General features: G+C 37.8%; 23 protein-coding genes, 1 tRNA gene and 1 pseudogene. 5 read left to right on the forward strand and 20 right to left on the reverse strand.

What is annotated here, in order from left to right; translation table 11 throughout:
- The 5 genes from gvpA (IQ237_RS14095) to gvpA (IQ237_RS14115) form a co-directional block, all read right to left on the reverse strand.
- A partial coding sequence (gvpA, locus tag IQ237_RS14095) for a gas vesicle structural protein GvpA (RefSeq protein WP_194056176.1) occupies window positions 1-203 on the reverse strand: 203 nt, incomplete at its 3' end.
- Window positions 204-318: 115 nt separating this feature from the next.
- Window positions 319-534, reverse strand: coding sequence for a gas vesicle structural protein GvpA (gvpA, locus tag IQ237_RS14100; protein WP_057178839.1), 216 nt, complete (start codon window positions 532-534; stop codon window positions 319-321).
- Window positions 535-650: 116 nt separating this feature from the next.
- The gene (gvpA, locus tag IQ237_RS14105) at window positions 651-866 is read right to left on the reverse strand and encodes a gas vesicle structural protein GvpA (RefSeq protein ID WP_057178839.1); all 216 of its coding nucleotides are present in this window, start codon (window positions 864-866) and stop codon (window positions 651-653) included.
- A 115-nt stretch (window positions 867-981) separates the two neighbouring features.
- Window positions 982-1,197 (reverse strand): gas vesicle structural protein GvpA, encoded by a 216-nt coding sequence (gene gvpA / locus IQ237_RS14110; protein ID WP_057178839.1) that lies wholly within the window; start codon window positions 1,195-1,197, stop codon window positions 982-984.
- Between the two features lie 115 nt (window positions 1,198-1,312).
- Window positions 1,313-1,528: a gas vesicle structural protein GvpA gene (gene gvpA / locus IQ237_RS14115; RefSeq protein ID WP_194056178.1), complete on the reverse strand. Its 216-nt coding sequence runs from the start codon at window positions 1,526-1,528 to the stop codon at window positions 1,313-1,315.
- A gap of 1,306 nt (window positions 1,529-2,834) precedes the next feature.
- Here gvpA (IQ237_RS14115) and IQ237_RS14120 point away from each other — a divergent pair.
- Window positions 2,835-3,101, forward strand: coding sequence for a hypothetical protein (locus IQ237_RS14120; RefSeq protein ID WP_194056180.1), 267 nt, complete (start codon window positions 2,835-2,837; stop codon window positions 3,099-3,101).
- A gap of 238 nt (window positions 3,102-3,339) precedes the next feature.
- Here IQ237_RS14120 and shc read toward each other — a convergent pair.
- Window positions 3,340-5,245, reverse strand: a pseudogene (shc, locus tag IQ237_RS14125) (squalene--hopene cyclase).
- Window positions 5,246-5,266: 21 nt separating this feature from the next.
- Between shc and IQ237_RS14130 the strand changes: the two are divergent.
- Window positions 5,267-6,427: a glycosyltransferase gene (locus IQ237_RS14130; protein ID WP_194056182.1), complete on the forward strand. Its 1,161-nt coding sequence runs from the start codon at window positions 5,267-5,269 to the stop codon at window positions 6,425-6,427.
- Window positions 6,428-6,539: 112 nt separating this feature from the next.
- Here IQ237_RS14130 and IQ237_RS14135 read toward each other — a convergent pair whose 3' ends face one another.
- From IQ237_RS14135 to IQ237_RS14170, 8 genes are all read right to left on the reverse strand, one after another.
- Entirely contained in the window at window positions 6,540-6,953 is a 414-nt protein-coding gene (locus IQ237_RS14135) for a hypothetical protein (RefSeq protein WP_194056184.1), read from the reverse strand.
- Window positions 6,954-7,200: 247 nt separating this feature from the next.
- Window positions 7,201-7,284: transfer RNA gene (locus IQ237_RS14140), tRNA-Leu, on the reverse strand.
- Window positions 7,285-7,361: 77 nt separating this feature from the next.
- A complete protein-coding gene (locus IQ237_RS14145) occupies window positions 7,362-8,441 on the reverse strand; it encodes an alpha-hydroxy acid oxidase (protein WP_194056186.1) in 1,080 nt (359 codons plus the stop codon).
- 138 nt (window positions 8,442-8,579) lie between these two features.
- Window positions 8,580-11,408 carry a zinc-dependent metalloprotease gene (locus IQ237_RS14150; protein ID WP_194056188.1) on the reverse strand — a complete coding sequence of 943 codons (2,829 nt, stop codon included), beginning with the start codon at window positions 11,406-11,408 and terminating at the stop codon, window positions 8,580-8,582.
- Window positions 11,409-11,825: 417 nt separating this feature from the next.
- The gene (gene nblR, locus IQ237_RS14155) at window positions 11,826-12,512 is read right to left on the reverse strand and encodes a response regulator transcription factor NblR (RefSeq protein WP_194056190.1); all 687 of its coding nucleotides are present in this window, start codon (window positions 12,510-12,512) and stop codon (window positions 11,826-11,828) included.
- Window positions 12,513-12,710: 198 nt separating this feature from the next.
- Window positions 12,711-13,628 carry an NAD(+) kinase gene (locus IQ237_RS14160; protein ID WP_194056192.1) on the reverse strand — a complete coding sequence of 306 codons (918 nt, stop codon included), beginning with the start codon at window positions 13,626-13,628 and terminating at the stop codon, window positions 12,711-12,713.
- An 80-nt stretch (window positions 13,629-13,708) separates the two neighbouring features.
- Window positions 13,709-14,707, reverse strand: coding sequence for an SDR family oxidoreductase (locus IQ237_RS14165; RefSeq protein ID WP_194056194.1), 999 nt, complete (start codon window positions 14,705-14,707; stop codon window positions 13,709-13,711).
- 177 nt (window positions 14,708-14,884) lie between these two features.
- Entirely contained in the window at window positions 14,885-14,989 is a 105-nt protein-coding gene (locus IQ237_RS14170; protein WP_194056196.1) for a PetM family cytochrome b6-f complex subunit 7, read from the reverse strand.
- Window positions 14,990-15,260: 271 nt separating this feature from the next.
- Between IQ237_RS14170 and pdxA the strand changes: the two genes are divergently transcribed.
- On the forward strand, window positions 15,261-16,346 hold the full coding sequence (gene pdxA, locus IQ237_RS14175) for a 4-hydroxythreonine-4-phosphate dehydrogenase PdxA (RefSeq protein WP_194056305.1): 1,086 nt from the start codon (window positions 15,261-15,263) through the stop codon (window positions 16,344-16,346).
- The gene (locus tag IQ237_RS14180; protein ID WP_194056198.1) at window positions 16,339-16,635 is read left to right on the forward strand and encodes a DNA-binding protein; all 297 of its coding nucleotides are present in this window, start codon (window positions 16,339-16,341) and stop codon (window positions 16,633-16,635) included. The genes pdxA and IQ237_RS14180 overlap by 8 nt, the downstream gene beginning before the upstream one ends.
- A gap of 10 nt (window positions 16,636-16,645) precedes the next feature.
- On the opposite strand, the gene IQ237_RS14185 is transcribed toward IQ237_RS14180, so the two are convergent.
- Together IQ237_RS14185 and IQ237_RS14190 are read right to left on the reverse strand one after the other, a co-directional pair.
- Complete coding sequence (locus IQ237_RS14185; protein ID WP_194056200.1) at window positions 16,646-17,419, reverse strand: endonuclease/exonuclease/phosphatase family protein; 774 nt, start codon at window positions 17,417-17,419, stop codon at window positions 16,646-16,648.
- Window positions 17,420-17,909: 490 nt separating this feature from the next.
- Window positions 17,910-18,626 (reverse strand): response regulator transcription factor, encoded by a 717-nt coding sequence (locus IQ237_RS14190; protein ID WP_194056202.1) that lies wholly within the window; start codon window positions 18,624-18,626, stop codon window positions 17,910-17,912.
- Window positions 18,627-19,100: 474 nt separating this feature from the next.
- Here IQ237_RS14190 and IQ237_RS14195 point away from each other — a divergent pair, with 474 nt between their 5' ends.
- The gene (locus IQ237_RS14195; RefSeq protein WP_194056204.1) at window positions 19,101-19,550 is read left to right on the forward strand and encodes a rhodanese-like domain-containing protein; all 450 of its coding nucleotides are present in this window, start codon (window positions 19,101-19,103) and stop codon (window positions 19,548-19,550) included.
- An 80-nt stretch (window positions 19,551-19,630) separates the two neighbouring features.
- Here the strand turns inward: IQ237_RS14195 and IQ237_RS14200 are convergent, their stop codons facing one another.
- The 4 genes from IQ237_RS14200 to trpB form a co-directional block, all read right to left on the reverse strand.
- Window positions 19,631-20,260 carry a ribonuclease H-like domain-containing protein gene (locus IQ237_RS14200; RefSeq protein ID WP_194056206.1) on the reverse strand — a complete coding sequence of 210 codons (630 nt, stop codon included), beginning with the start codon at window positions 20,258-20,260 and terminating at the stop codon, window positions 19,631-19,633.
- Between the two features lie 99 nt (window positions 20,261-20,359).
- Window positions 20,360-20,905: a CAP domain-containing protein gene (locus IQ237_RS14205; RefSeq protein WP_194056208.1), complete on the reverse strand. Its 546-nt coding sequence runs from the start codon at window positions 20,903-20,905 to the stop codon at window positions 20,360-20,362.
- 558 nt (window positions 20,906-21,463) lie between these two features.
- On the reverse strand, window positions 21,464-21,979 hold the full coding sequence (locus IQ237_RS14210; RefSeq protein WP_194056210.1) for a CAP domain-containing protein: 516 nt from the start codon (window positions 21,977-21,979) through the stop codon (window positions 21,464-21,466).
- Window positions 21,980-21,988: 9 nt separating this feature from the next.
- Entirely contained in the window at window positions 21,989-23,230 is a 1,242-nt protein-coding gene (gene trpB / locus IQ237_RS14215; protein ID WP_194056307.1) for a tryptophan synthase subunit beta, read from the reverse strand.
- Window positions 23,231-23,383: the final 153 nt, after the last annotated feature.

Consider the following 23,383-nt stretch of genomic DNA (forward strand, 5'->3'; position numbering starts at 1 on the left):
GCAGCAGATTGAGTCAAACCTACAGCTTCTGCATATTTCAGGTAGGTTTCTACAGATGCAATTACGATTCTAGCTTCTACTGCTAGTAATTCAATACCAACCAAGGAAACACGAACCCAAGCATCTACAACGATACCTTTGTCTAGGATTCTATCAATAACTTCTGCCAAGCTGGAGGAAGAATTAGTTTTTTCAACTGCCATTGTTTTGCACCTTAATTTATTGTTGTTGATTTTTCTGGCATTGCCAAGCTAAGTTTAGCAGAATAATTACCTTTAATTGGATAATTATTCTGCTCATTGCATATCTACTTCAAAATTAAGCAGGTACAGCAGCAGATTGAGTCAAACCTACAGCTTCTGCATATTTCAGGTAGGTTTCTACGGATGCAATTACGATTCTAGCTTCTACTGCTAGTAATTCAATACCAACCAAGGAAACACGAACCCAAGCATCTACAACGATACCTTTGTCTAGGATTCTATCAATAACTTCTGCCAAGCTGGAGGAAGAATTAGTTTTTTCAACTGCCATTGTTTTGCACCTTAATTCATTGTTGTTGATTTTTTTTTGCATTGCCAAGCTAAGTCTAGCAGAATAATTACCTTTAATTAGATAATCATTCTGCTCATTGCATATCTACTTAAAAATTAAGCAGGTACCGCAGCAGATTGAGTCAAACCTACAGCTTCTGCATATTTCAGGTAGGTTTCTACAGATGCAATTACGATTCTAGCTTCTACTGCTAGTAATTCAATACCAACCAAGGAAACACGAACCCAAGCATCTACAACGATACCTTTGTCTAGGATTCTATCAATAACTTCTGCCAAGCTGGAGGAAGAATTAGTTTTTTCAACTGCCATTGTTTTGCACCTTAATTTATTGTTGTTGATTTTTCTGGCATTGCCAAGCTAAGTTTAGCAGAATAATTACCTTTAATTGGATAATTATTCTGCTCATTGCATATCTACTTCAAAATTAAGCAGGTACAGCAGCAGATTGAGTCAAACCTACAGCTTCTGCATATTTCAGGTAGGTTTCTACAGATGCAATTACGATTCTAGCTTCTACTGCTAGTAATTCAATACCAACCAAGGAAACACGAACCCAAGCATCTACAACGATACCTTTGTCTAGGATTCTATCAATAACTTCTGCCAAGCTGGAGGAAGAATTAGTTTTTTCAACTGCCATTGTTTTGCACCTTAATTTATTGTTGTTGATTTTTCTGGCATTGCCAAGCTAAGTTTAGCAGAATAATTACCTTTAATTGGATAATTATTCTGCTCATTGCATATCTACTTCAAAATTAAGCAGGTACAGCAGCAGATTGAGTCAAACCTACAGCTTCTGCATATTTCAGGTAGGTTTCTACAGATGCAATTACGATTCTAGCTTCTACTACTAGTAATTCAATACCAACTAAGGAAACACGAACCCAAGCATCTACAACGATACCTTTGTCTAGGATTCTATCAATAACTTCTGCCAAGCTGGAGGAAGAATTAGTTTTTTCAACTGCCATTGTTTTGTACCTTAATTCATTGTTGTTGATTTGAGTATTTACTTATATCTTGTAATAGTTTCATTGTAAATATGACTACAGGAAGGTTTATAAAGGTTGATCTTTTATTTACTAGGCTATACAGAGACAATTTATGTAAGTGGTTAAACCACTATATAGTTAGTCTCACTAGGAAATTCCAGTTTGTCTAGTCCCAGAATTTTCTGATGTTAACCTAGCTTACTGGAGCCATTTAACATTTACAAGATAGTAAGTTATACACTCGCTTGAACTCTTTATACTAATATCACTAGTTTTACTATTTGTAAATAGCCTGGCAAAAAAATCAGTAGTAGAGAATAAAGTCAGTTAGTATTACTAAGTTATAACTCAATATGTAACGTATTGTAACGAAAGTTAAATTCGCCCAAAACCTTTCTCTTGAGTCTCTTCCCTGATCCTTCCTGACTGTGACAATGACAATTTTTAATGCCAACCTGGCTAAAAAACTAAAAATAAAGAAATTTATGGCTAAGGAAAGTATGTCTTTGTCCTTACGTGGAATTCCTCCTAAGTGATATTTTTTTAATTCTAAGTTACATTATTTACAGATTTTTACGTAATTTTTTTATAAAAAAGTGTTCTAATTGTAACTTGTGTTAACAAAAATGTTACAAAAATAAATATATTAGGAGTAAACTAGATTTTTTGTAACTTACCTAAATCTAAACATATCAGTATCTGTAATCTGTAAATAGCCAAAAGTTTGTATAATAAAAGTACATTATGTTTAAGTATTTATTCTATTCACCTTTTTCTGTATGGGTTGCAGTTGGTTTCGTGAGCAAAACTTATTTAAGTATAATCAATTCAGACTAATCAATTTGAAAAGCATTGATTTACGGTTAAAGGCTTAATAGTGAATATATACTGAGATTTCAACTTATATAATCAGTATTTTTATTTAAGTAAATTACGAGGAATTATTAAGGCTGGCATTCCCAAGATGTAGGTAAGGGTTGCTGAATAAATGTGAAAATATTACAAGTAAAGGGTTTGAGCCGTTTTCACGTTAAAAAAGTGCAAGACTTTACGAGGTGGGAACTCAAAAACCTTGCATTTAACATTTAATTTGTACACAAAGGAAAAATCGCTCCCATCGAACTCTTGAAACTGTTCCCTGTTAAGAGTTCCCTGTCTCCACGACAAGACTTTTTCAGCAAACCCTAGGTACTGAGTAATTTAAAATTACTGAACAATAGGAATGGAAATATTAGGTGAAATCTATTATCATAATTAGTCAAATTCAATTATTTCTCTCTAAATTATGTCTATAGAAAATACTTCTGCTTCTGTGTCACAGCAAGCCTTAGCCGCTCTGATTGATGCTTTAGTGCAGCAAGGTCATCCACCTCAATATGCTCAAGCAATGGCAACATCAATAATTTTTCAGACAGACTTAGATTTACGGAACGCCCAGCTTGCTAGACTTTTAGCCTGGCTGAAAGAAGAGCATAATAGTATTTATTCATCTGCTCTTGCTATAGTCGAAAATACTTGCAACGAATTTGAAAATCGAGTTACAAAAGGCTAAATATAAACAAATTTGTGCTTAGTTAAGGTTAACTTAGAAAAAAGCCAGGTGATCTGAAAACATCACCCACGGTTTTGAAGCCGAGCATGAGGGGTTACTCTCATGCTTAGGTTAACAGAGTGTCAATACACTTATTAATTCAGTGATACAGCAAATTGCAGATCAATCAAGCAAGTACAGAATCTAACTTATACAGCACGAAAGTTTTACTCTTCACCGCAGTGCCTTCTCCTGACTACTAAATTCTGCTGTATCTTCCCAAAGCAATTAAGGGAAAATACTGTTGATAAAGGTGATACTTGAGATAAAAATGACAAGGAAAACCTGTGCCTGTAAAGTAAGATTCATCCCAAGTACCATCTGAACTTTGAGTTTCTAACAAATAATTAACCCCTTTTTCAAGACTCTGAAAATCAAATTTTCCCGTTGCTTCACCTGCTGCTATTAATCCAATTATCGCCCAAGCTGTTTGAGATGCGGTACTGTCTCCCTGACCTTTTAAACTCGGATCATTGTAACTAAAACAAGTTTCACCCCAACCACCATCAGCGTTTTGCACTTTCACTAACCAAGCTGCACCTCGTTCTATTTCACTGCGATATTTTTGGGTGTTTATTAATACTAATGCTGATAAAACTCCACTTGTTCCATAAATATAATTTACTCCCCAACGTCCAAACCAACAACCTTCTGTTTCTTGTTCATTGAGAAGATAATTCAATGCTTTTTCTAACTTATTTGCGGGAATTGATAAGTTACAAGCACCCAACATTTCTATTACTCTAGCGGTGACATCGGCGGTATTTTGATCTATCATGGCTTTTAAGTCACCATAGGGAATAGAATTAAGCCATTCTTGATTATTATCAATATCAAAAGCTGCCCATCCTCCCGGTTGACATTGCATTGAAGCTATCCAATTTAAAGCCCGTTTTATAGCTTGTTTTTTCAGGTTTTCATTGGGTAATTTTGCCTGATGTAAAGCCATGACAACTACAGCGGAATCATCCACATCGGGATAAAAGCGGTTATCAAATTCAAACGCCCAAGCACCGGGTTTTCCTTGTTTATTTTTGACGAACCAATCACCATAATCAAGTATTTGTTTGTCTATTAACCATTGTCCAGCTTTGACAATTGCTGGATGATCTGCCTCAAAACCTGAATCAATTAAGGCGCGAATTGCCCACGCTGTATCCCATACAGGAGAAACACAAGGTTGAACACAGTAATTATTTTCTGTTTCAATAGCGAAATTATCAACTGCTTTTAAACCACGGTAGACAATTGGATCGTTAGCATCGTAATCTAGACATTTTAAAGCTAACAAAGAATTTAACATTGCGGGAATAATTCCCCCCCCAATCTCCGGTAGCTTCTTGACGTTCTAAAATCCATTTTTCAGCGGCTTTGATTCCTTCTTCTCGAAAAGGTACAAAATTTAAACTTTCTGCTAATTTAAACCCATCATCCAAAATGGTAAATATATCAGACCAATCATTATTTTTCGGTAATTCCCATTTGACATTATTCACACCTTCGGTATATAATTCATCTAGGTTGATGGGGCTGTCAATTTCAAAGACAGGTTTCTGATCAAAGACAATTAATAATGGCACGGTGCTAGAACGCGCCCAGCTAGAAAGTTCATAAATATTGAAGGGAAAATTTTCAGGTAATAGCATTACCCAAGGTGGTAATGATGGCAGTCCACGCCAATTATAACAACCAATTAATGCTAAATGTAATTTAGTAAAAATGCGGGTTTTGCTAATTCCACCTTTTTGGAGAATTAAAGATTTAGCTTTTATTAGTGCTGGATCTGTTGCAGGTACACCTAACACACGCAAGGCCATGTAAGCTTCTACAGTGGTACTGAGTTCTCCCCCATCACCATAAAATAGTTCCCATCCACCATGCTCTTTTTGTTGCGATCGCAAATAGTTTTCAACTTTATGCAAAGGTCGAGTTTTATCTGTTCCCCAAATTTTATGTAACAGTACAGCTTCCGCAGTGATGGTAACATTTGATTCTAATTCCGCCCACCAGTAACCATCAGGTTTTTGAATTGACAGCAGATGTTGTTGACTAGCGGCGATCGCTTCTGTAATTTCCTTGACTTTTACCCTGTCTTGTGTTTGCATGAAATCCTGACCTCAGCAGTTATGGTAGAAATTTTAGCGGGTTTGATGGTTTTATCTTTAACAATTTGGTTATTTTTATTGTTATTGTGGGGACAGTTTTGGCGAGTAGATCAACAGTTAAAAACCACAACCAATAATTTAAAATCCTTACCTATGGTGTGTGTAATAGTTCCAGCTAGGAATGAAGCTGATGTGATTCCTGTGAGTTTGCGATCGCTCCTTTTACAAGACTATCCTGGTAATTTTCATGTATTTTTAGTAGATGATCACAGTACCGATGGTACAGCCAATTTTGCCCAAGGAGTAGCTTACGCAGTTGATAAACTCGAACAATTACATATTATTTATAGTGCAGATTTACCTAATGGTTGGACTGGTAAATTGTGGGCGATGGAACAAGGTGTACAAAAAGCCAATCAATTACAACCCGACTATTTATTATTAACAGATGCAGATATAGAACATGATATTAGTAATTTACGGCGATTAGTTGCCAAAGCAGAAACAGAGAATTTAGACTTAGTATCTCTCATGGTAAAACTGCGCTGTCAAAGTTTTTGGGAACAATTATTAATACCTGCCTTTGTCTTTTTCTTTCAAAAACTTTACCCGTTTCGTTGGGTAAATAACCCGAAAAAATCAACTGCTGCTGCTGCTGCTGGTTGTATTTTAATTCGTAGAGAAACCCTAGAAAAAATAGGCGGACTACACACAATTCGTCAAGCATTAATTGATGACTGTTCTTTAGCTAAAGCCGTGAAATCTCATCAAGGTAAAATTTGGGTGGGATTAGATGCTTTAACTTATAGTTTACGTCCTTATGATTCCCTAGAAACTATTTGGAATATGGTAGCTCGTAGCGCCTACACACAACTAAATTATTCTCCTTTGTTGTTAGTGGGAAGTGTGTTAGGAATGGTTTTACTTTATATGCTGCCAATTTTAGGAATTATCTTAGGTTTAATCATAGGAAATTTACTAATTATCATCACAGCTTTAGTCATATCGCTATTAATGGCATTCGCATATTTCCCCATGATCGCCTTTTATCAATGTCCTCTTTGGTTAGCTTTTTGTTTACCTATCATTGCCTTTTTATATACTTTAATGACATTAGATTCTGCTAACCGACATTGGCAAGGAAAAGGAGGTGCTTGGAAAGGTAGAGTTTATCAAAATTAGAATTATTAAGAAGTCAGGAGTAGGGGCAACCCCCTGTGGTTGACCAAGGAGTCAGAATTTTATCTCTCTCGTTTTATCTTGTTCCCAGTCTCAGACTACGAACGAGAAATTATCAATTGTCAATTATCAATTGATAACTATGCCAAATTGATGGTTTATCATTATTAGTTTTTTCTGGTAATAACAACCGCCAACTTTTACCTTCTCGTTGAATTTGTAAATAAATGTCAAAAGGTTTTTGTGGTTGGGTGATTTGTTTTTTGGGTAATTTGACAGTTAAATCATAAGTTCCCTGGACATGATAAGCGGGTAAATTTTCAATGGTTAAAGGTTGTTGTTGAGTAATTGCTACTCGCTGAATATCAAACTTTTGAAAGTCTAAATCTAACTTTTTTTTAAGTTGCTGTTGAGTTTGTTCTATTTGAATAGCAATGGCTTTTTCAACTAATTCATAAGTCGGTTGCAATGCAATACTACTACAAGCTGTTAAGAAAATCAAAATTCCTGTCAAAACCAACCGCACCATGTTTTTTATATAATACCTTATATCAAGATTATATACACTGACTAGGTATCTATCCTAGCTTGTAGCCAAAATACCTACAATGTATACATAGTAAAGGTTTCAATTATCTAGTATAGCTATGTTAGTTAGTATTTTCTACTTACTAACACAGATGTAATTTTTTTTGGGGCAATTTTGGGATACAATTCGATTGATTGATGTTTGATAGTTTTCAGGTAAAACCCTAAAACCCTTATCTAGTAAGCAATGGGCAAGAGGAGAATCGAACTCCTATGACCGCAAGGTCGCCACATTTTGAGTGTGGTGCGTCTACCAGTTTCGCCACTCGCCCTTGGTAGCAACTTTTCTATTATAACCTATTCTTCTATTTTGGCAATAGGGTTTGAAAAATTTTTTTTCTCAAAACCACTAACGACAAACCACCAAACTAGAATCAATATCCTCTAGACTAGCACAACCACTGAGAGCCATTGCTGTGGTTAGTTCTTCTTTGAGTAGGTTGATAATGTCAGCTACTCCCGTTTCTCCAGATACCGCTAATCCCCATAATACCGGACGACCGATTAAAACCGCTTTCGCTCCTAACGCTAAAGCTTTGAGGATATCTGTACCCCGACGAATACCCCCATCTAACAAAACCTCCGCTTTACCCTCTACTGCGGCGACTATTTCCGGTAAAGCATCCAAGGAAGCGATCGCCCCATCTAATTGTCTACCACCATGATTAGAAACCACAATCCCCTGTGCGCCATATTCCACCGCCCTCACCGCATCATCACCCCGCAAAATTCCTTTCAAAACCAACGGTAAAGGACTAAGAGATTTTAACCATTCTAAATCCTGCCAAGTCAAAGCTGGATTAATCTGCTGGGCAAAATAAGTTAATAAACCAGACTCCCCCTTTTCTTGGGGAATATCTAAACCTGACATTTGCGTTAAATTAGCAGGATGTAAACCAGGGGGTAAGGTAAATTCATTGCGTTGATCTTGTTCTCTTTTTCCCAACACTGGCGCATCTACAGTTAAACAAAGGGCTTTATAACCTGCTGCATAAGCTCTTTCTACCAAAGCACGAGTTAAACCCCGATCTTTGTGGATGTAAAGTTGAAACCAGCGCAAACCATTCTCAACCATTGCCACATCTTCTAAACTCTTGGTAGATAAGGTACTCAACACCATACCCACACCTGCGGAAACTGCGGCTTTGGCTGTAGCAATTTCCCCATCTGGATGAGCTAAACACTGAAAAGCCATAGGTGCAACCATCAAAGGTAACTGCAACGATGCACCTAAAACTTCAGTTGTCAAGTTAATTTCACTGACATCAACGAGCATTTTAGGACGCAGTTTCACCCGTGTAAAAGCAGCGCGATTATCTTTTAAAGTGATTTCATCCCACGCACCACTACTGTAATAATCAAACGCCATTTTGGGTAGATGGGCTTTTGCTAACTGTTCATATTCAAATAAATTAATAGGTGAAATCATGTCTGTTTAAATACATATATTATTTGTTTAGGCTGGTAATAGGTAATTGGTAATAGGTAAACTTCTTTCTGTCACCTGTCACCTGTCACCTGTCACCTGTCACCTGTCACCTGTCACCTGTCACCTGTCACCTGTCACCTAATTCCCCTGCAATGGAGCATTTAAAGCTTTTTCAATGCGATCGCGGGTTTCCAGTAAATGCGCTTTTGTATACTCATCATCAGACCTCACTCGTTTGAGTTGTTGATTTAATTGTTTGAGTTTATACCATGCTAAAGTGCGAGCATCTTCTGGTACATCTACTTTCCGTAATACCATCGCTGTTAAAAAATTGACATACTGCCGTTGTAAACCCCGACGCAAACTAGAAATTTCTGGTTTTCCTTTTGGTTGTAAAACTTCCGTCCAAATTCCATCTTGTAAAGTATTAAATATTTCAGGTAAAGTCAGTGCTTCACCGGGTTTGCTTTTGAGTTCAATATCCTTGATACGAGTCAGGCGATCGCCAGAAAGTAAATCACTCAAAACCGCACTCTGTACAAACAACACCAAATCATGAACCGGGAAATCTAAACGCCCCGTGACAGGTGTACTTCCCCAGTGATACCAACGAGAAGGTACTAATTTATTCAGTAGTTTCGGTGAAAATTTCAGCGCCTCTTCATCAAAAACATACTCTTGCAAAGTTGCTAATGCCTGTCTTTGTTTTTCCACAGGAACCGCCACAAATGGTAATCTGCCTTTATTATCAACCGGATTAACTCTGTAAAAAGACTGACCACCAATGTATTTAATAGTGTAACTTAATTGCTGTAAATAATTGCCAAAAATGGTACTAAACTGATTAGTTAAATCGCTGTAACTGTCACCATACATTAAATAACCTTGATTTAAACGATCCCACATCACACGGGAATTATCCAACTGCCACTGAGAGTAAACTAGCACATTACCGCTATTATCCCAAGGTGCAGATGTAGGATCAATTTCCGATGTATCTTCATCAGGAGAATAACTCAACTCTGGGTTTTCTGATAATTTCGCTATTTCTGCCAAAAATGATTTTTCTGCAATGGTACTTTTTGCCCCAGAAGGAGTATAACCATACTGTATTGCCCAAATATCATAACTTCCCACTTTATCAGGAAAATAATCTCCCTGAACTGTACCACGAGGGGCAATATTAGGAGGAATATAATCCATAACCGAAGCAGTTAAACCCTTAGTGCTAGTAATTTCTCGATTATTCATCTCCTCTGGTGGTAAAAGATGACTACCGCGAAAATTATGACGCAAACCTAAAGTATGGCCGACTTCATGGGCAATAATTAAACGTAAATATTGATGAATATAATCTTGCATCTGATCCCGACTAGGAACAGTATTTGCTAATAGTGACATAGCCAAAGCACCAAAAGCAAATTGGTTAGCAGATTCTATCCCATAGCATAAATCATACTCTCCCGCTAGTTTAGATAAATTGCCAATTAGCCCTTTATTTTTTTGATCATTTTTACCACAAAGAAGGCGATTTTGCATCAATGCAGATAAAGTAGTTTGTGTTTGTTTTTGTGTTTGTTTGGGTAAAATAATTTGCCAATATTCATTTTTTAAAGCCCTAACAAAACTAGCATCTACCAGAATATCAGCATCTAAAATTTCTCCCGTCAAAGGATTAACACGAGATGGACCAAGGGCAAAATAACCATCTACCGTATTAATCCAGCGAATTGTATTATACCTAATATCAGCCGCATCCCATGTAGCATTATCTGGCATTTGTTTAACTTCAATCGCATCCTTAAAACCCGCTTTCAAAAAAGCTTGATTCCACATCAAAACCCCTTCTCTAATGGCATCACGATATTCCAAAGGAACAGCGTTATCAATCCAGAAAACTATCGGTTTTTTAGGAGGAGAAATTTCTGCTTTGGGGTTTTGTTTTTCTAAGTTCCAGCGATTAATATAACGGACAAAATTATCATGACGATCATCTCTAGATAAATCTTGATATGCAGTGAGAAAATATCCCACACGCTCATCTGCTAAACGCGGTTGATAATTATTATTAGGCAGTTGAGAAATACTGTAGTGCAGCTTGAGAGTAAAGCCACGACTATCAGCTAGTACACTCAGATTTCCGCCAGCGCCTGTAAAATTGAAAATTGATTGCACTTCTAGATTATGGGGAAAAACTTTAGCATTACCAAAATAGGCTTGTTCTGGACTTGCTGATAATTCTAAACTCGCAGATAATCCTGCTAAATCTGTTAAGAGTAAATCACCTAAATCAATGAGTATTGTTTTCCGTTGGGGATGAATACTTTTAATCGGCAAATTATACAGAACAGAATCACTAAAAGAACGCCGCAAAGAACGAGCTTGTGGATCTCCTTCACGAGTCCGAAAATTCACATTCCGCACCACAAATTGCAAAGTATTATCTATGCGTTGGAAATAAAATAGAAAATCTTGCAACGGTAAACCACTATAAATACCTTTTTCACCAATACCAGATTCCAAAGTAGCTGTAGCTAAGAAGTTTTTATTTAGTTGTTCTGGTTTAATTTCTAAATATATTTTATTATTTTCTTTTTGGCGATAAAGAGTAAATATACCCTCTAATTTTTGAGTTTCTTTGACAACATCATCAAATTCTTCTAAATTCTCATTTTTATATGGTTTAGTGATATCTCCAGGTTTTTTAGTTGGTTTATTGGCATTTTTTGCAAGTTGTAAAAATGGTTGTTGTCTGGCTTTTTTTGGATCTTCCACCACCCACATAAAAGGTTGTTTTTGTACCTGTTTATTTTGATTAATTACCCATAGTTGCGATGTTGGTAAGGTTGTTTGATGTGCGGTTGGCAGATTTTCCTTTGCTTTTGCATCTAATGACTGGGCGCAAGCAGTTTCCATGCCTAAAAATAAACTATGTAACACAACTATATAAAAAGTTAATCTTTTCATTCTACATTCCTAATAACTATTGATGCTGGTAAAAAACAACAAGGCAGAAAAAAAGCTAACACGCTCAGAGATTTCCTTTAGGATGATTAACCATGACTACAGTATAAAATTAAAAAATTGTCAACTATATTTAACTAAACAAAAATCAATAAATAAAATTCCTGCAAAATCAAAGATTTGAAGGTATTGGGAATATTAGCACAAAGAAATATTAGGTTGGTTGCATAGGCAGTATTTTTTTCCTGTACTTCAGTTACTAGCCCCTGCTCCCCTACCGTCTTCATTATCTGAATTTTATAACCGTAGACAGAGTAAGTATTTGGGTGTTGAAATTTATCCAGGAATTACGCAACTGGGACATTGGAGGATAATCCAAAATCCAAAATCCAAAATCGAGTGACTCCTGCTACAGAATTTTTAAGATTCTCTTAAAACATATCCTACACCCCGCACCGTTTGAATTAGGCGTTTTTGCCCTTCCTCTTCAATTTTCAACCGCAAGTAGCGAATGTATACTTCAATCACATTTGACTCACCCATAAAATCATAACCCCAGACATTCTCCAGTATTTGCTCACGGGTTAATACTTCACGGGGATGCTCCATAAAAAACTTTAATAGTTCAAATTCTTTCATAGTTAAGTCGATAGCTGTACCATTATAGACAGCGCGACGGATGCCAATATCTAGCACCAAATCTCCAAAACGCAACTGTTCATTGGTATCGACATCAGGTTTGAGATATAGACGAATCAGCTTGAGAAAATCTTCTGAGCGATAGGGTTTAAGAATATAATCATCAGCACCAGCTTCCAGACAAGCGACACGATCATCAACTGTATCTCTGGCCATTAAAATTAAAACAGGGGAACGATGGCCACTGCTGCGGAGATTTTTGCACAAAGAAAGACCAGATTCTCCCGTCAGCATCCGATCTACAACAATTAAAGCCGGTTGCAAATCGCGGCATTTTTGCAAACCACTAGCCGCATCATGAGCCACAACAGCATCATAGCCGACTTCTTGCAAATCAAAAGCTAATTGATTAGCTAAACTACCATCGGGTTCAATCACCAGAACGCAGGCACTGTGAGAAGGGATCATATCAATTGGTAATGGGTAATGGGTAATGGGTAATGGGTAATTGGTAATGGGTAATTGGTAATGGGTAATTGGTAAAAACCTTGTTTCATCCCATATTACCTATTACGTTGTGCCATAAATTTCACTCCCAATACAATTGCCTCAATACCGATTCTGGAAGAAAACCTGTATTGACAACTGACAATTGACTACTGATAATTATGGCAATTCTACAGAATTGGGTTTAGCAATATGCGGTAGTCCCCAACCTAATTTTTCCCGTAAAACGCGGAAAAACTCTGGTGATTGTAAGCGAATAAACCTAGCTTTATATTGCGATCGCTCCAAATATACCCGATCATCTGGAAATACATAACACCCACCATTACCATCTACCACCATCACCATCCGGGGTACATTGACTGGATAGATGTTCACAGGTTCATTGTTAGGAAATACTAAAGCCCTCGAAGCCAGAGAATGGGGACAAATTGGTACTAGCTGCAACACAGGTACACCGGGAATAATCACAGGTCCACCAGCACTTAATGAATAAGCAGTTGAACCCGTAGGAGTAGAAACAATTACACCATCGGCTGCAATATCCACTGTTGCATGATGACCAATTTGAATTTCAAAATGGCACATCGAAGTTAATGGTTCTCGATGCAACACCATTTCATTTAAACATAAGGCTTCCCATAAAACAGTTTCCCCCCGTAGCACTTTGACATTGAGCATGGTTCGTTCTTCGATTTCATACTTACCTGTCATTACCTGTTCTATGGCTTGGGGAAGCTGGTTAAGGTAAGCTTCTGTCAAAAATCCCATGTGACCAGTATTCACAGTTAACAATGGTATGCCACAGGCGGCAACTTGGCGGGAAGCGGCTAAAACAGTTCCATCTCCTCCTAATACCACTGCCAACTCCATACTTGAGTCAAAACCGGGAGGTGTGAGAGCTTCCACTGGAGTGTGACATACAGGACTATCAGGGTTCGAGTAGCCCAATATACCACCGATGCTTGTTGTCACACACACATCCCAACCAGCTGCGGTTAACTGGTCTTTCAGTTCGATAGCGGTTCTAGTTGCTATCGGTTTAACGTCGTTGTAGATAATGCCAGCTTTCGGCACATTCAAATATCCAAGTAGGCTATGCTTTTTCTTTAGTAATGGTTACATATTTTGGGATATTGTAATCAACATCTGGGATTTTATTGACTATTAGCTTTTGATGACTGTTTAAAAGGCGTTTTTTTATCTTTTTTCTTTTTGCTCTTGGTTTTCTCGTAGTCTAGCTCTTTCAGCTTTTTCATAATCCGGCTGAAATACTCTTGCAAGTAAGTTTCTACTGTGGCTGTCTGTTGTTGCTCCAAGCCAAATACTGTATATACTTCATCCATTGGCGCATTTAAGGGTTTACCACTGGCTAATACTTCTGAAAAAGCCAGTCTATCAGCTACATTCCATCCCCATTGGAAAAACCGCAGTAAGCTTTGAACACCACGTAACAAGCCAATAGGCATCCGTGTGACTCTGGCATCTTTTCCTGATAAACGTTCACAAATATTTATTATTTCTTCTGCACTCCAAGCACGAGTACCCACCACAGGGAAAGTTTGTTTTTGGGTTTCTGGTACACTCAATGCCCGAATCGCAAATTTAGCAATATCTTGAGTATCCATATAAGCTACCGGGGAAGATGAACCTGTCACCCACACCGGCTGATTTTCCAAAATGGGTATGCCATATTGACCAATTAAGCCTTGCATAAACCCAGCTAATCTTAAAATAGTGTAATTTAAGCCAGATTCAGCTAAAAATAATTCTGTACATCGCTTGATTTCCATTAGCGGTACATTGGGATATTTATCAGCATCAAGAATAGAGAAAAAGATAAAATGCTCTACACCCGCAGCTTTTGCAGCTTGAATTAATGCTACCTTACCTTCCCAATCTACCTGTTTAATTGTTAATGAATCTGTAGCGCGAGATGTGGAAGCATCAATGACTTCGTTTACACCTTCTAATGCTCCTACCAGGGTTCCGGGATAGCACAAGTCGCCTTTCACCAGTTCTGCACCCCACTCTTTGAGAAATGCAGCTTTTTTGGTACTGCGAACTAAGCAGCGTACTTTGTACCCCTCGTCAATAGCACGACGAGCTACTTGTCTTCCTAATGTGCCAGTAGCACCGACAATTAATAATGTCATGAGGGTCGTTATATATTTTAATGTTTTATGATAAAAATCTTAACAGAATTTAGTTATGCAAATAAAACTTTACATTTTTTTCAGAAGAGAGGGAACAGGGAACAGGGAACAGGGAACAGGGAACAGGGAAGTAGGGGAAGATTAATAACCCAATGCCCCATGCCCCATGCCCCATGCTTATTCTTCAGCGCCTTGAATTTTCAGCAATAAAGCGCCGATACCCCAACCTACGAAGATTAAGCCGAAAGATAACATAGCTGCATTTAAGATTTCGCCGCCCATTTGCTGTGATTCTCCTTTGTGAAGTGAATGGTTGATTATAGGGTAAACCAGGTCTTCAACTACCTTGAGGTTTAGACTTTTGGGTTTAGACCTTTGTAAATAATTCTAAAATAGTTTAGCAACTAATTGAAATCGGGACTGGGTAGCTTCCAGGTAAGAAAGCTATTTTCCCAATCACCAATCACCAATCACCAATCACCAATCACCAATCACCAATCACCAATCACCAATCACCAATCACCAATCACCAATCACCAATCACCAATCACCAATGACTAATCAACGTCCACGTTTGGCAATCACACTAGGAGATCCCGCAGGAATTGGCTCAGAAGTAATTTTAAAGGCTTTGGCTGATTCAGAAGTGAGCCAAAACTGTTATGTTGTCGTTGTGGGTAATCGGGATTTACTCACTAAAACTTATAAAAGTTTGACAGATAATACTGATAATTTACTAGCTTTGGCAAATCCAGATGAGTTAAATGTCATTGATGTTGATGTACCAAACTCAGGTGAAATTATTACCGGGGTGGGTAATGCGGCTAGTGGTGCGGCGAGTTTTGCCTATATGGAATATGCGATCGCTCAAACTTTAGCTGGTGATTTTGATGGTATTGTCACAGCACCTATCGCTAAATCAGCTTGGAAAGCGGCTGGTTTTGATTATCCGGGACAAACGGAACTTTTAGCCGAGAAAGCAGGTGTAGAGCGTTTTGGAATGTTGTTTGTCGGGCGATCGCCTTTTACTGGTTGGACTTTGCGGGCTTTACTTGCTACCACACATATTCCTTTATGTCAAGTATCCCAAGCTTTAACACCGGAATTATTAACAAAAAAATTAGATTTATTAGAAGAATGTTTAGAAAGAGATTTTGGGATTAAAAATGGGAGAATTGCGATCGCTGGTTTAAATCCCCACAGTGGAGAAATGGGACAATTAGGAACAGAAGAAATAGATTGGTTAATCCCTTGGTTAAAAGCAGAAAGAGAAAAACGACCCCATTTACAACTAGAAGGACCCATACCACCAGATACAATGTGGGTTAAACCGGGTCAGGCTTGGTATAGTGATTCTAATGTTAAAAACATTGCGGATGCTTATTTAGCACTTTATCATGATCAAGGTTTAATTCCGGTAAAATTAATGGCTTTTGATCGGGCGGTAAATACTACTATTGGTTTACCGTTTGTGAGAACTTCCCCAGATCATGGAACTGCGTTTGATATTGCCGGAAAAGGTATTGCTGATGCAACAAGTATGAAAGCAGCGATTCAGTTAGCGGTGGAGTTGGTGAAGCAAAGGCAAAGTTTACCTCACGCAGAGGCGCAGAGACGCGGAGAGGAAAAGGATGTCTAAAAGCACTAGCTACCATGAAAAACTAATCCAAGACTTAAAAGATCCACTGGAAGCAGCAGCTTATATTGAAGTTGTTTTAGAAGAAGGCGATCCTAAAATGTTAAATAAGGCACTTAAAAATATAATTGAAGCTCAAGGTGGAATTGAAAAACTATCAACACCTATACAGCAATGTTATGAGAACCTAGCCCAGAAATTATCTGAGCAAGGAGAAATTGAATTTTATAGTTTAAGTACCTTATTGGATGCTTTGGGATTACATTTAGCAGTATCCGTTAAATATGCTTAATTTTCGATTACTATTCCCTATTCCTGATGCTTAATTTCACAATCACCGGAAAATGATCAGAAGGCCAAATACCTTCCCATTGTTTATTGTCAATAATTACTTGTTCAATGTGAAAACGGCGATCGCCATAAATTGTATCTCTAGCATCCACAGGTTCACCAGTAAAATCATGAAAAGTTTTTTGTTCTGCTAACGGCAGATTTGCTAAAGTATCTTGTATTCTAAAATTATCAGCTAAAATTATTCTTTCTAAAGTTCTGGAATTGGCGTTAAAATCTCCTGTTAACAGTAAATAATTTTCAGCAGGAAATTCCATTAAAAGTAGACTCAGCAAACCTGCGCCTAACTCCCTCGCTTTAGCAATTTCATGATCTAAATGAGTATTAACAATAGTTAGGGAAATACCAGGATTACCAAATGTAAAATTAGCCCAAGTTGCCATTCTTGGTAAACGAGTTCCCCAAGTAATACTACCAGGAATTTCTGGAGTATCACTGAGGTAAAAATCTTGAGTTTGTTGCAGTTTTAAAAGTTCAGGTTTATAGAAAATTGCACAGTGTTCATCTTCTCCTGTACCAGAGCGATCGCCACCAACAAATTTATATTCTGGTAAAAGTGCTTGTAAGTCCTTCAGTTGATGGGGTTTACCTTCCTGTGTACCGACTAAATCTGGTTGATAATGTTGAATAACAGAAGCGATCGCACCTACACGCTTTTCCCACTGACGTACCCCCGGATCTGGTTTATCGCAGCGGAGGTTAAAAGTCATAACTGTGATTTTCATTACTTTCTTTAATGGCATCTATATTGATAAGAATATATAGTATATAGTCAATTTAGATTTTATAGTTCTAGAATAACTTATTAGCGGAAATTTTAAAAATCTTCAAAATCTAAAATCCAAAATCCAAAATCCAAAATCTAAAATCTAAAATTGCTCTGAGGCTTGAGTAGATACAAATTCCCTGACCGACTTTAGCTTTAATAATTCCCACTCATGCTAAATGTGTGATCAAGCCCCAATAAAAATCCTTAGTAAATTCAGATGTACAACCAGATTGTTAATTGATAAACGCACCAATATTTTAATGATTTGTTTTTGCTCTGGAGTGTCAGCATTCAGCATTCAGTCATCGGTTTCCGTCAGTACCTGAAAGATTGAAATACAAAGAATGAAAAAAAGCAGATGCAGATAACATTCCTAAAATTAAAACGTCTGAATCCTGGCTATTGGCTGATTACTGATTACTGATAGCTGAATACTTACGGAGAGGTTAAACTTTGTTACCTTCTGGTGGTTCAAACTTATAACCATAGCCGCGTACCGTTTTGATAAACTCTGGTGTACTCGAATCAACTTCCATTTTTTTACGTAATTGACCAATATGGACATCTACAACCCTTCCATCTCCTACATAGTCACAACCCCAAATTTTCTGAATTAGTTGGGGACGACTCCAAGCTTGTCCTGGATGACTAGCTAAAAAATGTAAAATATTAAACTCTAAAGCCGTTAAAGCTAAAGGTTTATCATTCAATTTTACCTCTCTACCTTCTGGGTTAATTGCTAATTGCTGAAAAACAAGACGTTGTGATTGATGAGGATGGATATAACGAATGCGTCTTAAAAGTGCTTCAACTCTGACTTCCACTTCTGCTAGGCTAAATGGCTTAGTCATGAAATCATCTGCACCTGCGGCCAGAATTTTAATTTTATCAGCTTCATCATTCCGGCTAGTGAGTATCAAAACTAAAACATTGGTGCGGCTTTGCATTTCTTGACAAAGTTTATAGCCATTGGCATCTGGCAAATTCCAATCCAGAATTACCAAGGCTGGATTGAATTGATCAAATAATGCCATAGCACTTTTACCATCTGAGGCCGATTCTATTTGGTATTTTCGACTCAAAAAACGGTAGACGAGATTTCTCACACTGAAATCGTCATCTACAATCATAATCTTGGGAATATTCGTGTCAAGCTTATCCATAGTCCAATGCAGTTTATTGATTGATTTGGCGATTTTCTGTGGCGACAGATGCTTTCAGATGTTGTGTTTAAGGAATATCTTAGCTCCTGGCTAAATAAATAAGTAGGAAATAAGTAGGAAAAATGCTTTAGTCCTTGTATACACTGAATTTTTCCTGAAGTTTATGCAAACTTTATAATAATCCTTATAAAATGTATCGGTAATGTATGATTTTGGTATTTTTTGAAAAAAAAATTGTATAAAATATAAATCAATTGTGGTGTTATACCGAAGTATCTGTACTGAAATATTACTGATGACAATATGAGGAATTGAATATATCTAAAGATAGATTTTTACAAGATTTATTCAGGATTTATTCAGGAAAATTTTTATATTTTCATACTCAAGCCAGACAAATTCACTAGACTTTGTTTGTTAATTTATTGTTGACTAAGTTGATTGAAATTGAATAGGTTAAAACGGATAAAACTTATGACTAATAATTTGATGGGTGGGATTATTCCTCAACAGCCACCCATAGAAGTAGAATCGGATGTTCATGTAGTTAAGTCTCGTTTAGAATGGGGCGAACCAGCATTTACAATTTTGGATGTCCGCGATCGCTCAACCTATAACCAAGGTCATATTATGGGGGCAATGCCTATGCCTATAGATGAACTAACAGATCGTGCAGAAATTTCTTTGCAAAAAAGCCGTGATATTTACGTTTACGGCACTGATGAGGGACAAACTGCTCAAGCTGCCCAAAAATTGCGTGCTGCGGGATTTTTACAGGTATCAGAATTAAAAGGTGGTTTGGGAGCATGGAAAGCAATTGGTGGACCAACAGAAGGTATCATTGAATCAAGAACTCCCGCAGGTGCAGATGATTACAATATTGTCTCTCGCATTCAAAATCATTTGAAAAATCAACAGAAGTGATTGGTGACTGGTGACTGGTGATTGGTGATTGGTGATTGGGTAGTAATTGGTAATTACGAATTACGAATTACGAATTACTCTTAATGTTCAAATAAATCTTTGAATTGTAATAAATCCAAAGAAACCAATGTTGGTAGAACTTGGAAACATTCTTGTGCTAGTTGCAAACGTTCTTCTCGTTGTAGCATTTGCGTTAGTTTTTGTTGAATGCTCAATAAGTAGCGTACATCATTAGCAGCGTAACTTAATTGAGCCTCAGATAAATTAGCAGCATTCCCCCAATCAGAACTTTGAGAGCTTTTGTCTAGTTCTACTTGTTCTAATTCCTGTACTACATCTTTTAAACCATGACGGTTAGTGTAGGTGCGGGCTAACTTACTGGCAATTTTAGTACAAAAAACAGGCTGAACCTGAATGTTGAGATTGTAACGTAAAGTAGCAATGTCAAACCGCGCAAAGTGAAATACTTTGAGGATATGAGTTGCTTCCAACAGTTGTTTTAAGTTGGGAGCTTCTGTTTGTGCTTTAGCAATGCGGATAGCGGTGACTTTTCCTTCTGGGTTGCACAACTGAACGAGACACAAGCGATCGCGTTGTGGTAATAATCCCATTGTTTCCGTGTCCACAGCCAGAGCTTCAGATTTTAAATACTCCGAGAGGGTAGCAGCATCTATATCACCGTCACTAACCCGAAAATCATCTAATCTCATCAATCGTTCCCAAATGAATGATAGTGTCTATCAGTTAAATTACTGGATCAGACACTAATTTATTATTATGCAAATTGTGCAAAAAATCAGTAAGAGAATCTATTTGGTATTGATAAATATTTGTGTGAGATAAACTTCACCTTTGGCATTAGTCGCCACTCCCACCCCTGTCAATTTAAAATTTCCTTGAATATTCTTCAAATGTCCAGGACTGTTGAGCCAACCAATCACAGCTTGCTTTGCTGGATCACTATATCCCACGTTGAAAGCCACATTTTCGGCTGCATTGTCATATTTAAGAGGAATGGCTTTAACTCGTTGTTCTAATCCATGATGACTAAATTTCACTATACCATTAGCCATGTTCTGACTGTGAATTCTTGCTTGCTGAGTGATACTTGCATTTAAGGTGAGCTTTGATAATCCTTGAGAAACACGATATTGATTAATTTGCTCAAAAACTAATTTTTCTAAAGTAGTATTTTCAGAACCAAGATTCAAAATAGCCGCCTGACTAGAAGTATTAAATGACTGAGTGTGAGTGATTTTTTTAGCAGAATTATTGCTGGGAACAGGATCAGTCATCAATCCACTAGCAAGGACAAGCGTACTTAAAGCCATGCCAAAAGCAGTTTGTCGGAACATAGAGAATTAGGTAGTGTATGGATTTATCAGACATATACTCTATCTTCTGATCTACAGAATAAGTACCAGGATACTGTCAAGTATTTGTGAACTGAAGAATTACAGTAGGAGTCAGGAGTCAGGAGTCAGGAGTTCAAGGAGTCAGGAGTCAGGAGTCAGGAGTCAGGAGTCAGGAGTCAGGAGAATATTACCTATTACCCATTTCCTATTACCCATTTTCTGTTACCTTCTATAATTCATATTTTTGAGTTCACTTTCCTGAAAATGACATTTTCTTTTTTAAAAGTCTGCAAATTTAATAACTTTAAAAAATCCAGTATCCAGTATATGCCTATGGTAGATGCTTCACCTCATAAAGTGTTATTGTCACTACATTTTTAGTCAAAAAAATATATAAAAAATAGTATCCACTGACAGATGCAAGAATAATTGATAATTGATAATTGATAATTGACAACTGAGATTATTGGGATTACGAAACCAAATAATTACCAATCACCAATCACCAATCACCAATTACCAATCACCAATTACCAATCACCAATCAGTCACGAAAATTTATCTTGATGTGAGGAAAATTTGGGTGAAAAAAATTTGTCCTTTGCTATTACTCGCCACACCAATTCCTGTGAGGTTATAATTACCTCTAATGTTAGCTAAATGTCCTGAACTCTTTAGCCAACCTTGTACAGCGGTGGTTGCGGGATCTCTAGAACCTTGGTTGTAAGCCACATTTTCCGCAACTCGACTGAAAGGAATACCAATTGCTCTGACTCGTGCTTGAAATCCATCATGACTAAAGGGAACTTTACCACTAGCCATGTTTTGACTGTGAATTCTAGCTTGTTCATCAATACGAGAATTACGAGTCAGTGGGGGTAAATTTTGGGAGGATCGGTACTGGTTTATTTGTTGGAAAACCGCAGCTTCTATGGCAGCATTATTAACATTAGTTTGTGCTACTTTGTAGTTGTCATTGAATACAAAAGATTGACTGGGAGTAGAACTAGCCATCCCACCACTGACTAAAACTAAGAAACCTGCACCAATAGCTGAAATAGTATTTCTCAACATGATTAATTATCAACCCTGAATTAAGAACTTGGCTGCTGTTTGCACATCCTTATCACCTCTACCAGAACAGTTAATCACAATCCGGGGACTGCCTGTAAGTTGTGGACATAAAGTTTCTAAATAGGCGATCGCATGAGAAGTTTCTAAAGCAGGTATAATTCCTTCTAATCTCGATAGGCGTTGAAATGCCTCTAAAGCTTCAGCATCGGTAACACTGTAATATTCAGCCCTGCCAATATCCTTCATATAGCTGTGTTCTGGACCAACACCAGGATAATCCAAACCAGCACTAATAGAATGGGGTTCAATCACCTGTCCATCGTTATCCTGTAACAGATAACTCATTGCCCCATGCAATACACCAACTTGTCCTTTTGTCAAGGTGGCGGCGTGTTTGCCAGTGTTCACACCTTCACCAGCAGCTTCTACACCTATTAACCGCACCGATGGTTCTTTAACAAACTCGTGAAAAAGTCCCATTGCATTAGAACCACCACCCACACAAGCCATGAGAATATCAGGTAAACCACCCCATTTTTCCATTGCTTGAGCGCGGGTTTCCTGGCCGATAACCGCGTGAAAATCCCGGACTATCATCGGGTAAGGATGGGGACCAGCCACAGAACCCAGGATATAATGAGTAGTTTCTACATTCGTTACCCAGTCGCGGATGGCTTCAGAAGTGGCATCTTTAAGAGTTCCCGTACCGGCAGCCACCCCACGAACTTCCGCCCCCATCAAGCGCATTCTAAACACATTTAAGGATTGGCGTTCCATGTCGTGAACACCCATGTAAATAATACATTGCAAACCAAAACGAGCGCAAACGGTAGCTGTAGCTACTCCATGTTGTCCTGCACCGGTTTCAGCAATAATGCGCTGTTTACCCATGCGCTTGGCTAATAAAACTTGACCAAGGGCATTGTTAATTTTATGAGCGCCTGTATGATTTAAGTCTTCACGTTTTAAGTAAATTTGCGCTCCCGTGCCATCGGGACGGGCATAATGGGCGGTGAGTCTTTCAGCAAAGTATAAAGGGGTAGCGCGTCCTACGTAATCTCGCAGTAAACCTTGTAATTCGGTTTGAAAATCAGGATCATTACGGTATTGGTAATAAGCTGTTTCTAGTTCAGCTAAAGCCGGCATTAAAGTTTCAGGAACATATTTACCACCAAAGCGGCCAAAACGTCCTAAGCTATCGGGAACAGCAGCGGTTTGTGAGAAGTTGGGGGAAAGGGGAGTAGTAGTCACAGATTCGGTTAAATTAGAGAACACAGTTAATTGTAATTCTAGAACAATCTTCTTTTACAGCAGGAGTCAGTCGTAGGGGCAACCCCCTGTGGTTGCCCTCTTGAGTCAGGAGTTCAAGGAGTAAAACTAGCTTTTCTCGTTCCCATGTCAGAA

The sequence above is a fragment of the Sphaerospermopsis sp. LEGE 08334 genome (assembly GCF_015207205.1).
GTDB lineage: Bacteria > Cyanobacteriota > Cyanobacteriia > Cyanobacteriales > Nostocaceae > Sphaerospermopsis.